Raw genomic sequence first — 13,481 nt, 5'->3', positions numbered from 1 at the left:
GCCGATCGATCAGCCGCATCGCCCTCAGGTGAAAACGATCGCCGTCTTGTGCGCGATGCTCAGCCGCGCCGATTCGTACAGCAGCAGCCACGATTCGATCTCCCGGTAGAGGCCTTCGTCCTCTCCCAGGCTGTCGGCGATCCGCGCGGCTTCCTCGTCCGACAGCTCGCCATCCGAGAGCGTGATGCCGAGCGCGGGGGCGACCAGCACCAGTTCCTCGAGCAGGCGGTACGACGAGCCGAGCATGCCGCCGGGCAGGTCGGTCTCGTCTTCCTCGGCAAAGATCACTTCGTCGAAGTCGACCGGCAGGTAGAAACCTTCCGCGTCGGAGTGGCACAGCAGGTGGCTTTCGAACAGGCCCGCCACGTCTTCGAGCGTCTCGTCTTCCGTGGGGTCGGCGTCCTCCGGCAGGGGCGTGGCGATCCAGTCGGGCGTCGTCACGCGGTGCGCGTAGGCGCGGCGCAGGTAGTGGATGAACGAATAGGGCAGGCCGTCGAGCGGCGCGCGGGATTCGAGCGGCGGCAGGGTGCGGGGCTCCACGTGCGGCGGCAGGCCGGCTTCGGCGAGCTTGCGGTTAGCGGCGGCGAAATCCGCCTCGAAGTGTTCGGCGCCTTCGGGATCGTTCTCGATCAGGTCGGCGAGGATGCCGACGCAAATGGCCAGGCCCATGGGGTTCTCCAGGTTGTGGGTTCGCGCGATGGTGATGAACGCAGATGAAGGCGGGATGACCGGCGGGTTTCAGTGCCCGCCGGTGATCTGTTTCACTTGGCCTTCGCCCTGATGGGGCGTCGGAATGCTTACTGGAGTACGCAGGACCAGTCTACGGCTGGCGTGTTGGCTGCGACGTAGTTCTTCACCGTGACGACGGGTGCCACATAAAGATCGGCTTGGCGCGAAACCAGGTAGTCGGCGATCTGCGTGTAGGCCGACTGGCTGATCGAGTAGCCGTCACCGGTGTCGCCCAGCGAATGGAAGACGAGGACTGTCCAGGTGCCCTTGGCAATGCCGTTGTCGATCGCCTGCTTGGCGGTGCTGACTGCGATCGCGTCGCTTCCTGCGATCGAAAGTCCGCTGATGTTGAAGCGGCGCCGAACCACCGCGCTCGGCTGGTTTTCTCCGGAACCCAACCCGCGCGCGCCTGTGACCGACGAGGCCAGCAGGCCTGCATATTCGCAGGCACCGACCTGTGTGCTTTGACCGCTCGCCTGTGACCCGACCACATAGTTGCCTTGCGGGTACGCGTAGGTGTGATCGGCGGGCGTCATGCCGTAGATGTTGCTCAAGAGCCACCATTCCATGTTGCCGACTTCACCAGCGACTTCCTGCCACGTCTTCGTTGCCAGAATCTGGTCGCTCCAGTGGGTATACGAGTGGTTTCCCACCTCATGCCCGCGCTGGTAGACCTGTGCCCATTGCCCCGCATTGGCCGGGACCGAGGACAAGCCCATCGCGGTCAGATAGAAGGTCCCCTTGAGTCCTCTGGCATCCAGGATGGCGGCCTGCGTGAGCTGGCTGGGCCATCCATCATCGGCCGTGATGCTGACGGCGCTCTTCTTGTTCGCCGGCCATTGAAACGCCATCGCAGTGCCGGAGAAAAGAACAGCCAGCGCGAGCAGCGATTTGACGGGGACTTTCATTCTCAGAACCTTTCAACAGAGGATTGATTCCTCAGGGACACGAACTGGCGGACGACCTGAGGACCCCTCTGGATTTCTTGCTTCTTGAGCCTCACTTCGCCGCCTCCACCTTCACCCGCGCATTCGGCGTCTCGCCGAACATCTCGGGCGCGTACATCGCTTCCACGCGGCTGGGCGGCAGCGCGAAGTCGCCGACGTTGTTCAGGCGCACGGTGTATTCCATCTTCACGACGCCCTTGGGCAGGTACTCGTAGTAGCTGCGGAAGGCCTCGAAGCTGCGCTCTTCGAAGGCCGGCCAGCCGGAACCGCTCTTCTTCTCGCCCTGCGTGGCGATCTGCGAGTCGCGGCCCAGGCCGCTGCCCAGGATGGTGGCGCCGCCCGGGACCGGGTCGGTGATCACGACCCAGGTCATGTCGGTGCTGGCGTTGACCTCGATGCTCACGCGCAGCACGTCGCCGCGCGTGTACTTGCCGGCCACGGCCTGCTCGACCGGCGTGACGGTCTTCTTCAGCGCGTAGCCCGCCGCGAACGGCGCCTTCAACTGCACGGCGGCCAGCGACTGCAGCGTGAGCCACGGCTTGCCGGTGCCCTGCTGCGTCACCAGCAGCGTGTCGCGCACGGGCGCACCCGTGGGCGATGCGGACCAGGGCAGGAACATCGTGTTGTTGCGCAGGTTGCCCGGCGAGGCGGGCGCGCCGAACATCGTGGTCTGGTTCGGGGCGCCGGTTGCGTCGCTGGCCTTCACGCGCTCCACCTTGCTCCAGTCGACCTGCGCCTTCACCGCGCCCAGCGTGGCGGCGGTGACGCCGGCCACCGGCGTGCTCTCGAACACCTTGCTGAACTTCTCCAGCGCCAGCCCGCCCCACAGGTTGGCGGTGGTGGTGTGCCAGGCGCCGTTCTGCTGGCGGCCGATGAAGCCGTTGGCGAGCTTGCCGATGTCGTCCTTCCAGGCCGGGTCGTCCATCACCGTGAGCAGCAGGCGCGCGGTGTTGACGTCGCCGTTGGTCATGAGCCACCACCAGTAGTCGTCCTGCTCGGTGCTGAAGATGAGCTTGGTGCCCTGGTAGGAGAGGCGCGCCTTCAGCACGTTGTTGGCCTCGTCCAGGCGCTGCTGGCGCTGCGGCACGTCGTTCACGCGCTTCAGGATGTTGACCCAGTCGATCACCGCGCTGGTGGGCCACTGGTTCGGCGCGATGGTGATGCTGCCGAGCATGCTGCCCTTGGCCTTGCCGTAGCGCGAGAGCGCTTCGAGCGCGGCGAGCTTGCGCACGTCCAGGTCCTTGCGTGGGCTCCAGAACTCGCGCGTGACGCGGCCTTCGACGAACGCGATCAGGCCCGACTCCATCGGTGCGCGCGCGTCGTCGGCGAGCGCGAAGGCGGGGTTGAGCTGGGCCGCTTCGTGCGTGGCCGCGAGCAGGTACGACGTGAGGATGTCGCTGCCGCGGTTGGCTTCGCCGTCGCGCGGCGGGAAGTAGCTGGCGAGGCCGTCGCTGTCCAGGTAGGTCGGCAGCGTGGCCAGCACGCCCTGCCACATCTTCGCGTCGCGCAGGCCGACCGCCTTGCTGGTCTTCTGCTCGAGGCAGCTGAAGGGGTAGTTGGCGAACCAGTCGCGCACGCCCGGCAGGCCCTCGGCCAGCTTGGGCTGCAGCGACATCTTCAGGCCACCGCGGCCGGGCAGGGCGTCGGCGGGCGGTGCCACGTCGAGCGTGAATGGCCCGTCGACCTGCACCAGCGTGGCCTGCTGCACCGTGAGGGGCACGGCGGGCACGATGCGCTGGCGCACCTTGAGTGCGTCGCGCGCGCCGCCGACGGTGTCTTTCGCCTCGATCTCCCACAGGATGGCTTCGGCGCGCGTCTGCGCGAGCTGCGCGGGCGCGGTCACGTTCCAGGCCACTTCACGCGATTCGCCGGCCGGGATGTCCACGGTCTGCGTTTCGAGCGTGAGCAGCGTGGCGCGCGGCGTGGCCTCCACCTTCATCGGTTTCTGCGTGGTGTTGCGCAAGGTGATCTGCGCGCGGAACTGGTCGTCCTCGCGCACCAGCGGCGGCAGGCCGCTGATGATCTGCAAATCTTGCGTGGCCTGGATGCTGGCCTGGCCGGTGCCGAACAGGCTGGTGCCCGCATCGGCCACGGCCACGATCTTGAAGGTGGTGAGCGCGTCGTTCAGCGGCACCGTCACCACGGCCTGGCCGTTGGCGTCGAGCACGATCTTCGGGTTCCACACGAGCAGGGTGTCGAGCAGCTCGCGCGTCTGGCCCTTGCCGCCGCCGCCGCCCGCGGGCACGGCCTTGCGACCGTAGTGGCGCCGGCCGACGATTTCCATCTGCGCGGTGGAGGTGCTCACGCCCCAGCTGCGCCGCTGCAGCATCGCGTTGAGCAGGTTCCAGCTGTCGTTGGGCATGAGCTCCAGCAGGGCCTGGTCGACCGCGGCCAGGGCCACTTCGGCGCCGGCGGCCGGCTTGCCGTCGGGCAGCTTGGCGGTGATGGTGACCTGCGCCTTGCTGCGGATCGGGTAGCTGGGCTTGTCGCTGGTGACGGTCACGTCGATCTGGTGCGCGCGCGTGCCGACGCGGATCTCGGCCATGCCCAGGCGGTAGGCGGGCTTGCTCAGGTCGACCATGGCCGTGGGCGCGACGTATTCCTTGCCCTCGTACCAGAAGGCGGTCCACCACTCGCGCGGCGCCTTGAAGCCCCAGGTGAAGAAGCTGTACCACGGCACTTCGCGCAGGCGCCCGCGCAGCGCGAGCACGCTCACGTAGGCGTTCGGGCCCCACTCGGGCTTGACCTGCAGGCTGACCGTCGGGTCCTTGCCGTCCAGCTGCACCACGTGCGTCTCGATGATGCCTTCGCGTTCCACCGCCACGAGTGCGGTGGCAAAGCGGAAGGGGCTGCGGACCTGGAACTTGGCGACCTCGCCGGGCTGGTAGCTCTTCTTTTCGGGCAGCACGTCGATGCGGTCGTTGTCCTCGCCGCCGAACCACAGTTCGCCCTGCTTGGTCACGTAGACCGAGCTCACGGCGCTGGCGCTGCGGCCGTCGCTGTCGGTGGCGCTGGCCACCAGCTCGACCTCGCCGGCCTCCTTCAGCTCCGACTCGCACAGCAGCAGGCCGCGCGAATCGCTCTTGCCGGAGCAGACGGTGCCGATGTCCTTGGTTTCGGTCTTGTTGTCGTAGGTGTAGAAGCCGCCCACCATGCGCTTGCGGCTGGTGGTGGTGATGCGGGCCACGGCGCGCACGTTGAGCGTCACGCCGGCCTGGGGCTTGCCCGTGAGGTCGAGCGCGAGCGCCTGGAACTTGAGCTTCTGGCTGGTCGAGACCCAGCCCTCGGTCTTGATGCCGGCGATGACCGACGCGGGCCACAGCGTCTGCGTGCTGCGAATGGTCTGCACCTCGCCGTTCGGGTCGGCGTAGGTGGCTTCGAGCAGCAGCTCGCGCGCGGCCTTCACCTTGGGCACCTTGTCGATCGTGACCTTGCCGGCGCCGTCCTTGTTCAGCGTGAGCGGCAGCTTGTCGGCGATCACGCGGGTGTCGTTCACGCTGTTGAGGTCTTCCTCGCCGGCGCTCGTGTCGGCGGCGGTGGCGGCTTCGCTGCCGTCGCCGGCGGCGCGCGGCGGGTTGAAGCTGAAGGCGTCGTAGTCGGAAAAGCTCAGGCCCTTGCCGCGCACCATGGCCGACACGCGCACCGGCAGGTTGGCGGCGCCGCCGCCGGCCACGTAGTTGATCTGCACGTCGGTGGGCACGCTCGTGGCGGCCACCAGCGGCTTCTTCTCGGTGGGCGCGATGCGGCCTTCGAGGACCGGCAGGCGGAACTCCTCGACGCGGAAGATGCCGGTCGAGTAGGTGCGGTTGTTGCCTTCGTCATTGGTGCCGTCGCCGCTGCGCAGCTCGACCTGGTACACGCCGAGCTTGGCGGCCGGCGGAATGGCAAAGCTGTTCTCTGCGCTCAGGCCGCCGGTGGCGGTCTTGCGCCAGGCCAGCGGCTGGGTGAAGCGCTGGCCGCTGCCCATGTGGGTCACGACCAGCGTGTCGGGCCGGTCTGCCGGCAGGCCGAAGCCCTTGCTGGTCTGCGTGCGCAGCAGGCTCTTCATCGACACCGTCTCGCCGGCGCGCAGCAGCGTGCGGTCGAAGATGGTGTGGGCGATGCCATCGGGGCGCACGTCCAGGCTGGTGGGCACGTTGAAGCGCCAGGGCTCGATGCCGCGCTGCCAGTCGCTCCAGGTGAAGGCGAGGTCTTCCACGCCCTTGTCGTCCTTGGCGCGCGCGCTCACGAACCAGGCGCTGGTCTCGTACTCGTTCGGGCCGTTGCAGCTGGGTGCATCGGGCGACACGCCGTTGAGCATCACGATGCCGCTGGCGTCGGTGGTGCCGGTGGCCACGGCCTTGCCGTCGCAGCTGGACACGCGCACCTCGGCGCCCGCCACCACCTTGCCCTTGTCGAGCGTGGTGACCCAGGCCATCGAGTTCTCGCGGCCCAGCTTGAAGTGCACCGCCAGGTTGGTGGCCAGCGCGGTGGTGCGCACGTACATCGTGCGCCCGGCGTTGTAGCGCTCGTCGAGAAGGGCTTCGCCGAGTTTCTGCGAGGCGATCTCCAGCACGTGGAAGCCCGGCGTCAGCGGGATGCCGACCACTTCGAAGGGGCGCGGGTCGCCGCTCTCGGCCTTGGGCATGTCCAGGGCCTTCACGCCCGGCTGGCCGCCGAGCAGCGACACCATGCGCGTCTGCACGTGCGAGCGTTCGTTCTTGTCGATCACCGGGGGCAGGGCGCCCTTCACGTCGCGGCGCGCGGTGTCGCGGCTGACCGTGTAGCTGTCGTAGCGGCGCACCTTGCGGTACCACGCGATGATCTCGGCGTCGGTCTTGGGGTTGAGGTCGCTCACCTTGCCGGGCGTGAGCGCCTGCACCATGAGTTGCGGCTCCACGCGGCGCACGGTGACCGGCATCATGGCTGGCGTGCCGGGCTCGGCCAGGCGTTCGATCACGCCGAAGGGCGAGGCCGCGAACTTGGCCAGCGGCGGCATCGCGCCGGTCGCCACCTTCAGCGGAAAGCCGCCGGGCGTGCCCAGCGGGCGGCCCGAGGCGTCCTGGAAGCCGGAAGGCAACTCGATGCTGAACTGCGTGCTCTCGGCCAGCGGCGGGCCGAAGCTCGCGCTGTTGACCACGTCGTCGTCGTTCTGCGAGCCGCCGCCGCTTTCGAGCGTGGCCTTGATCGTCTTGCCGTCGCCCTTGAGCACGATCTGCGACGCCACCTTGCGCGTCACCGGCGCATTGAACTGCAGCTGCATCGGGCGCAGCGGCAGGCAGGCGGCCTGGGCGTTCTCGCGCTCGCAGGTGAAGGACACGGCGAAGGGCTCGCGCACCTGGTAGTCGAAACGGCGTTCCACGTTGTTGGCGACGCCCGACGGCGTGGCCACGCCCTTGCCGTAGACGACCTGCACCTTGGCGCCCGGCGTGAGCGTGCGGTTGCACTGCATCGTGATGAAGCGCAGCGGGTCTTTCGCGGCTTCCTTCTCGCGGTGGAAGGCCTTGAGCAGCTCGGTGCGCGCCTCGCCCTCGAGCAGCTTGGCCGGAATGCGTTCGCCGACACCGTCGGCCGCGCACCAGACGTTCTGGCGCACGCTGTCGATCGTGGCCGCGCCGTTGAGCTCGAGCACGAACATCTGCTGTTCGTCGATGCGGGCGTAGGTGCCCGGCATGTAGTTGCGCACGAACGGGCCACCGCTATTGAATTGATAGCGTTCGGGGCCGGTCAGCTCGCCGCCGCCGGCTGGCTTGAAGGTGGGGATGCGGGTGACCGAGCAGCGCACGCCGGGCGGCAGGTCGTTCTCGAAGTCGTAGACCCAGGCCTTGGCGTCGGTCCAGCGGCCGGTGCCCTTGCCGGCCTGCGCGTCGGAGCAGCTCACGGTGAGCGGCGCGGGCGCCTTGGGGTCGCCGAAGTTGACCGCCGCCTGATCGAATTTGGCGACGACCTGGCGCACGCGCGCCACTTCGCCCTGCGGGGTCAGGCTGGTGATCTGAAGTGCAAAGCCCGGGCCCGCCGCGAGCGCGCCGGCGGCCAGTAGCAATGTCGGAATGAAACGGTTCACGGAGTTCTCCACCTTGAGGCAGCGCGCAGCGTAGCCGATTTGCATGGCGCTTCGGGAGTGCCAAGCGTCATAGGCCGTGCGTGTTTGAAGCGCGCGTTCGGTCGACGTACGCCGGTCTTCTTACAATCGCTGACGTCGTGCGTGCGCTGCGCAGACCGCCACCAAGACCTCGCCGCCGACCGAATGAAACGCTACTGGGAAATAGACGCCTTGCGCGGGCTGATGCTCGTGCTGATGACCGTCACCCACCTGCCCACGCGGCTGACCGATCCACTGGGTCAGCCTTTCGGCTTCGTGTCGGCCGCCGAGGGCTTCGTGCTGCTGTCGGCCTTCGTGGCGGGGCTGGTCTACAGCCGCATCGGCCATGTGCGCGGCGTCGACTCGATGCGCCAGGCCTTCTGGCGGCGCGTGCTCAAGGTCTACCTGTGCCAGGCGGCGATCCTGCTGTTCTTGTTCACCGTGATCGCCGCGCTCGGCGTGCACATCGACCAGCCGGCGGTCAAGAACCTCGTGTCGTACTACCTGGCCGAGCCGCGCGACGGCTTCCTGTTCGGGCTGCTGCTGATCTACGAGCCGCCGCTGCTGGACATCCTGCCGATGTACATCTTCTTCATGCTCATGAGCCCGTGGGTGCTGGCCTTCGCCATGCGCCACGGCTGGACGCTCGTGATGGTGGCCAGCGCCACGGTCTGGGCGATGGCGCAGTTCGGGCTCAGCGAATGGGTCTACGGACTGGCGGTGCGTTACCTCGGCGTGCCGGTGCCGTTCCACGAGATGGGCGCCTTCAACACCTACGCCTGGCAGTTCCTGTGGTTCGCCGGCCTGTGCCTGGGCGCCAGCCGCAACGCGCCCGAGGCCCGGCCACTGCGCTTTCCGGCCTGGCTGCTGGTGCTGGCGGCGGGCATCGCGCTGTACGGCTTCTACTGGCGCCACACCGGCATCAACGGCCAGGCGCCGTTCGGCGGCGATGTGGAAATGAACCTGCTGTTCGACAAGTGGCAGCTCGGCCCGCTGCGGATCGTGAACCTGGTGGCGCTGGGCATCCTGGCGGTGCGCTTCGGGCCCTGGCTCATGCGCAAGATCCCGCGCCTGCACTGGCTCGAGGCCATGGGCTCGGCCTCGCTGCCGGTGTTCTGCGCGCACCTCGTGGCGGTGCTGCTGGTGCTGGCCTTCTACGGCGACAACCAGATGGCGCGGCCCTGGTGGGGCGACGGGCTGCTGCTGGCGGCGGTGTTCGCGGGGATGTACTTCGTGGCACGCTTCACGCGCGGCGCCGACGTGCCGCCGCCGGCGGACGACGTGCCTTCGGAGCCTGCGCCGGCGTAGGTGTCTGTAGGGAGCGCCGCTCGTTTTTTGAGAAGAGGGGGAGGGCGATGATCGATTCCGTGCTTTGGAGACGTGCACTGGCGGCCTGCGTGCTGGCGTGGGGCGCGGCGGCGCAGGCGGCCTTGCCGCAAGCAGCGCAACAGGACGTGCAACGGCGGCTGGATTGCTACGGCGCCGCCAACCCATCGGCCTGCGAAATCACGCTGGCCGACAGCGGCACTCCGTTCGGCCGCGTGTTCCGCGGCTCGGCGCTCATGATGGGCGTGGAGGTCGATGCCGCGACCCGTGCCCGCGCGATGGAAGACCTCCGCTCGGCGGCGGCGGAAGGCTATACGCCGGCCTATGAATCTCTCGCGGTCTTTCTCAGGCGCGGTGCCGGTCGAAGCGAGAGCCTGCAATGGCGCTGGCTGGCCGCTGAGCATGGCCACGCCGCTGCGGCGAAACATCTGGGCGGAAGCATCGACTTCGACGGGACAGACCGCCAATCGGCGGCCGACCGGATGTTCCTGTCATGGGTCCACTGCCACCCCGCGTCGTTCGATAGCGACGGTCCCGTGATGAGCGAATTGAACACGGCGCGCAAGGCCTCGCCGGGCGCCGACCTGACGCAGGTGATCGCCCAGGTCCACGCGAAGCGGCTCAACGAGGCCAAGGCCAGGGCCGAGAACTTCCTGCACGGCTGCGTGCCGGGCGCCTACTACCTGGCCAGCCTCTCGCCCGACGACCAGGCCTGGGTGCGCAAGACGGTGCGCGCGCGCATGGTGCAGACGCTGAAGAACATCAAGGAGGCGGTGCGCAAGTTCCCCGACCTGGAGCTGCTCACGCTCCCCGAATACCAGGACCTGCTGCCGCCGCCCTGATCAGGGCGCGTTGGTCGGCGCAACTGGCGCCGCAGGCGGCATCGGCAGGTGCGGCGCCACCACCGACTGCCACAGCCGGTAGCCCTCGTCCGTCAGGTGCAGCCGGTCGCCGCGGAACAGTTCGGGGCGCGGGCGGCCGTCCGCACCGAGCATCGGCGTGTGGATGTCGATGTACTCGCTGTTGGGCAGCAGGTTCAGGTAGGCCGAGATCACGTGGTTGGTCTCGCGGATCTGCGGCATGAGCTGCTCGCGCGACGGGCTGGGCTTGACCGAGATGAAGCTGATGCGCGCGTCGGGCAGCTCGGCGCGCACCGTGTTGGCAAAGCGCGCGAAGCTGTCCAGCACCTGCAGCGGCGTGCGGCCCTCGGCCAGGTCGTTGTCGCCCGCGTAGAGCACCACCTGCCGGGGCTTGTAGCGCACCACGAGGTCGCGCGCGAACAGGGCGCAGTCGGCCAGCGTCGAGCCGCCGAAGCCGCGGTTGACGATGCCGCCCGGCACGCGGGAAAAATCCTGAGACAGGCGGGTCCACATGCGCACCGTGGAGCTGCCCACGAACACGACGCCGCCCGGCGCCGGAAAGCGCTCCTGGTCGGCACGCGCGAAGGCGGCCAGTTCGTTGTGCCAGCGGGCCTTGGCGGCGAGGTACGCGGGGGCGGTGTCGGCGGCCGCGGCGCCGTCGGCTTCGTAGGGGAAGGCGGCGGCCGCGGTCTGGGCCTGGGCGGTGAAGGCGGCGGTTGCCAGCAGCAGGGCGGCGGTGGCCGCCAGCGCGGATTTCATCGAAGGCATCGGAAAGAGAACGGAAGCGGAGAAATTCAGGACAGGGTCAGAGCGTTTTTTCGATCAGCGGGCCATGGAACAGCACCGGCCCGGTCGGGCCGCCCGCGCTCGGCACGCCGCCCTTGGGCTCCAGGCTGATCGCCAGCGCCGGCACGCGCACATCGGATTCCGAGGCGGCCAGCCGCAGCGCCGGTGCATTGTCCAGCACGCCGAGCGAGCGCGGCGCGCCGCCGGGTGGCAGGGCCCACAGCTGCAGCGACTTGTCGGCGCCTTCGCGGAAGCTGCCCACGCGCTGCAGCACGAGCTGCTTCTTCTTCGGGTCGAAGGTCACGAGCATGGAGGCGGCGGCCTTGTCGTCGGACAGCACGGCCACGTACTGCACGGCGGGCGCGTTGATCAGCTGCTCGCGCAGGTTCAGGCCCACGCCCACGGCCAGCACGGCCACGAGCGCGCCCGCTGCGGCGGCGCCGCGCCACAGCGCGAGGCTGCGCAGCCAGCCGCCCGTCGATGCAGACGCAATGGGCGCGGCGTTGTCGCGCTGCCGTTCGAGGGCCTGTTGCGCCTGCTCGGCGTCGATCAGGTTGCGGATGCGGGTCCAGACGGCCGGGTCGGGCGCGACGGGCTGCTGCAGCTCGGTCATGCCGGCCAGCCGGCCCTGCCAGACCAGCGCGGCGGCGCGCACGGGCGCCTGCTCGCGCGCCAGGGTTTCGAAGCGGCGGCGGGCGCCGCCGCGCAGCGTGCCCAGCGCATGGCTGGCGGCCAGCAGTTCGAGCAGTTCGGGGTGGGCAAGGAGGTTCATGGGGCGGGTCTCGTGGTCAGGCGAAGCGGCCCATGCAGGTGCGCAGCTTCTCGAGCCCGCGCCGGATCCAGGTCTTCACGGTGCCCAGCGGCAGCTTGAGCTGTTCGGCCAGTTCGCCGTGGCTCATCTCGCGCAGGTAGGCCAGGCTGACCACCTCGCGCTGGCGGCCCTCGAGCTGGCTCAGGCACTGGTGCAGCGCCCAGGCCTGCTCGCTCGCATCGGCCATGTCGGCCGGGTTGGGCGTGTCGGATTCGAAGGTGTCGGCCATCAGCTCGTCGAACTCCTGGGTGAGCTGGGCGCGGTCGGCGGTGCGGCGGCGCAGCAGGTCGAGCGAGCGGCTGCGCACGATGAGCCCCAGCCAGGCCAGCGGCGGACTCAGCGAGGCGCGGTAGTCGCCAGCCACGCGCCAGATGGTGAGGAAGGACTCCTGCAGCACGTCTTCGGCCCATTCGCGCTGGCGCACCACCCGCATCGCCAGCCCCATGAGGCGGGGCGCGGTGCGGTCGTACAGCTGTCGCAGGGCGGCTTCGTCGCGATGGCCGATCCGGTCGATCAGCGCCATCAGTTCGGCGTCGGGGCTGGGGGCTGTCATTCGCGGATTGTGGGGCATCGGTGCGCATGTCCGAGGTACGGCCCGGCGGTGCGGGCGGATTCAGCGCGACCGGTCTGAATCCAACAGCCCTCGGGCTGCGTACAGGGGGCAGGGGGGCGCCGACATGCAGAACTCCAGACGGCGGCTCTTTCTTTTTCACCACCGATCCGACACCGAGGAAACGACCATGCACATCCGCACCCTGACCGTCCTGGCTTCCACCACCGCAGCGGCGCTTGGCCTGGCCGCCTGTTCCGGCATGGGCGCCAAGCCCCTGCCGATGTTCTCGCAGGCCAGCCTGCCCGACGCCGTGAAGGTGCCCGCCGGCCACCGCGTGGCCATGGAAACCGTGGGCGCGGGCGACATCACCTACGAGTGCCGCGCCAAGGCCAACGCGCCGGGCGCGCACGAATGGGTCTTCGTCGGCCCCGACGCCAAGCTGATGGACCGCGCCGGCAAGCAGGTCGGCAAGTACTACGGCCCGCCCGCCACCTGGGAGAACCTGGACGGCTCGAAGCTCACGGCCACGCAGGTGGCGGTGGCGCCGAACGGCAGCGGCAACATTCCCCACCAATTGGTGAAGGCCAACCCCGCCACCGGCATGGGCGCCATGCAGGGCGTGAGCTACATCCAGCGCGTCGCCACGCAGGGCGGCGTGGCGCCCGCCGCCGCCTGCGGCGCCACGAACCTGGGCCAGAAACAGGTCGTGAAGTACCAGGCCGACTACATCTTCTATCGCGCCAGCTGACGCGTTAAGCGCCCTCATCCCGCCGCCGTTTGGAAACATTCGGCAACGTATACTGCGCCGCAAAACGGAGCGGGACCGCGTGCGCGCGGGGGCGGGAATGAAGCAAATTGCGATCGTGATCGCGCTCTGCGTGGGCGCGTGGTTCTTCTTTGTCGGCGGCCGCAAGCTCGACGAGGCGATGGTGCGCGACTACTACCGGAAGGACGCCCACGCCGTGTACTCGCGCGACGCCGAGGCGATCTGCAAGCAACTCAGCCGCAAGGCGGTGATCGAGAGCAAGGTCACGGCCATGGGCCGCACCCTCGAGACCACCCAGAACCGCGACGAAGCCTGCGACACGGTGAAGGAAAACATCGAGCTGTTTCGCACCGTCGGCGACCGCATGGGCGGCATCCTCACCATCGAGTACGACTACCACATCGACAGCATCGAGGTGGCCACCGACCGCAAGAGCGCCACCGTCACGGGCACCAGCGTGCTGAAGATGGGCGAGTCGGTGCTGCAGTACAAGAGCAGTTTCACCCAGCGCCTGGAGCGCGAACTCGGCCAGATGCGCCTCGTGCATTCCAACGGCGTCACCGTGGTGCGCCTGGGCGGCGCGGGCGCGATGAGCCAGAGCGACTTCTTCCGCAAGTAGCCGCATCAGCACCCCAGGCCCCG

General features: G+C 68.8%; 10 protein-coding genes. 4 read left to right on the top strand and 6 right to left on the bottom strand.

Annotation, left to right across the window (positions count from 1 at the left end; all coding sequences use genetic code 11):
- Window positions 1–24 precede the first annotated feature (24 nt).
- The 3 genes from AC07O4_RS14860 to AC07O4_RS14850 all read right to left on the bottom strand — a co-directional run bounded on the left by AC07O4_RS14860 (window position 25) and on the right by AC07O4_RS14850 (window position 7,719).
- The gene (locus AC07O4_RS14860) at window positions 25–669 is read right to left on the bottom strand and encodes a putative DNA-mimic protein (protein ID WP_495304951.1); all 645 of its coding nucleotides are present in this window, start codon (window positions 667–669) and stop codon (window positions 25–27) included.
- A 128-nt stretch (window positions 670–797) separates the two neighbouring features.
- Window positions 798–1,637, bottom strand: coding sequence for a polysaccharide deacetylase family protein (locus tag AC07O4_RS14855; RefSeq protein ID WP_495273498.1), 840 nt, complete (start codon window positions 1,635–1,637; stop codon window positions 798–800).
- 91 nt (window positions 1,638–1,728) lie between these two features.
- Entirely contained in the window at window positions 1,729–7,719 is a 5,991-nt protein-coding gene (locus tag AC07O4_RS14850; protein ID WP_495305138.1) for an alpha-2-macroglobulin family protein, read from the bottom strand.
- 183 nt (window positions 7,720–7,902) lie between these two features.
- Between AC07O4_RS14850 and opgC the strand changes: the two genes are divergently transcribed.
- Together opgC and AC07O4_RS14840 are read left to right on the top strand one after the other, a co-directional pair.
- Complete coding sequence (gene opgC / locus AC07O4_RS14845) at window positions 7,903–9,045, top strand: OpgC domain-containing protein (protein WP_062474337.1); 1,143 nt, start codon at window positions 7,903–7,905, stop codon at window positions 9,043–9,045.
- A 47-nt stretch (window positions 9,046–9,092) separates the two neighbouring features.
- Window positions 9,093–9,905 (top strand): hypothetical protein, encoded by an 813-nt coding sequence (locus tag AC07O4_RS14840; RefSeq protein ID WP_495304950.1) that lies wholly within the window; start codon window positions 9,093–9,095, stop codon window positions 9,903–9,905.
- Here AC07O4_RS14840 and AC07O4_RS14835 read toward each other — a convergent pair whose 3' ends face one another.
- Genes AC07O4_RS14835 through AC07O4_RS14825 form a run of 3 tightly spaced genes read right to left on the bottom strand, consistent with a single transcriptional unit; the run spans window position 9,906 to window position 12,073 of the window.
- Entirely contained in the window at window positions 9,906–10,682 is a 777-nt protein-coding gene (locus tag AC07O4_RS14835; RefSeq protein WP_495304949.1) for an SGNH/GDSL hydrolase family protein, read from the bottom strand.
- A 46-nt stretch (window positions 10,683–10,728) separates the two neighbouring features.
- On the bottom strand, window positions 10,729–11,481 hold the full coding sequence (locus AC07O4_RS14830) for an anti-sigma factor (RefSeq protein WP_095949601.1): 753 nt from the start codon (window positions 11,479–11,481) through the stop codon (window positions 10,729–10,731).
- Window positions 11,482–11,497: 16 nt separating this feature from the next.
- The gene (locus tag AC07O4_RS14825; protein WP_235944176.1) at window positions 11,498–12,073 is read right to left on the bottom strand and encodes an RNA polymerase sigma factor; all 576 of its coding nucleotides are present in this window, start codon (window positions 12,071–12,073) and stop codon (window positions 11,498–11,500) included.
- Window positions 12,074–12,260: 187 nt separating this feature from the next.
- On the opposite strand from AC07O4_RS14825, the gene AC07O4_RS14820 reads away from it, so the two are divergent.
- Window positions 12,261–12,821, top strand: coding sequence for a DUF3455 domain-containing protein (locus tag AC07O4_RS14820; protein WP_495304948.1), 561 nt, complete (start codon window positions 12,261–12,263; stop codon window positions 12,819–12,821).
- A 97-nt stretch (window positions 12,822–12,918) separates the two neighbouring features.
- A complete protein-coding gene (locus AC07O4_RS14815; protein ID WP_070062213.1) occupies window positions 12,919–13,458 on the top strand; it encodes a hypothetical protein in 540 nt (179 codons plus the stop codon).
- Window positions 13,459–13,481 lie beyond the last annotated feature (23 nt).

The organism is Variovorax sp. GW821-FHT09D04 (assembly GCF_059416405.1).
Note: the sequence above shows the minus strand (reverse complement) of the source record. Positions and strands in the feature narration are given on the sequence as shown.

Excerpts from the sequence above, each read along its gene's own strand:
- AC07O4_RS14860 (WP_495304951.1), bottom strand. The coding sequence starts at position 669 with ATGGGCCTGGCCATTTGCGTCGGCATCCTCGCCGACCTGATCGAGAAC.
- AC07O4_RS14855 (WP_495273498.1), bottom strand. The coding sequence starts at position 1,637 with ATGAAAGTCCCCGTCAAATCGCTGCTCGCGCTGGCTGTTCTTTTCTCC.
- opgC (WP_062474337.1), top strand. The coding sequence starts at position 7,903 with ATGAAACGCTACTGGGAAATAGACGCCTTGCGCGGGCTGATGCTCGTG.
- AC07O4_RS14840 (WP_495304950.1), top strand. The coding sequence starts at position 9,093 with ATGATCGATTCCGTGCTTTGGAGACGTGCACTGGCGGCCTGCGTGCTG.
- AC07O4_RS14835 (WP_495304949.1), bottom strand. The coding sequence starts at position 10,682 with ATGAAATCCGCGCTGGCGGCCACCGCCGCCCTGCTGCTGGCAACCGCC.
- AC07O4_RS14830 (WP_095949601.1), bottom strand. The coding sequence starts at position 11,481 with ATGAACCTCCTTGCCCACCCCGAACTGCTCGAACTGCTGGCCGCCAGC.
- AC07O4_RS14825 (WP_235944176.1), bottom strand. The coding sequence starts at position 12,073 with ATGACAGCCCCCAGCCCCGACGCCGAACTGATGGCGCTGATCGACCGG.
- AC07O4_RS14820 (WP_495304948.1), top strand. The coding sequence starts at position 12,261 with ATGCACATCCGCACCCTGACCGTCCTGGCTTCCACCACCGCAGCGGCG.
- AC07O4_RS14815 (WP_070062213.1), top strand. The coding sequence starts at position 12,919 with ATGAAGCAAATTGCGATCGTGATCGCGCTCTGCGTGGGCGCGTGGTTC.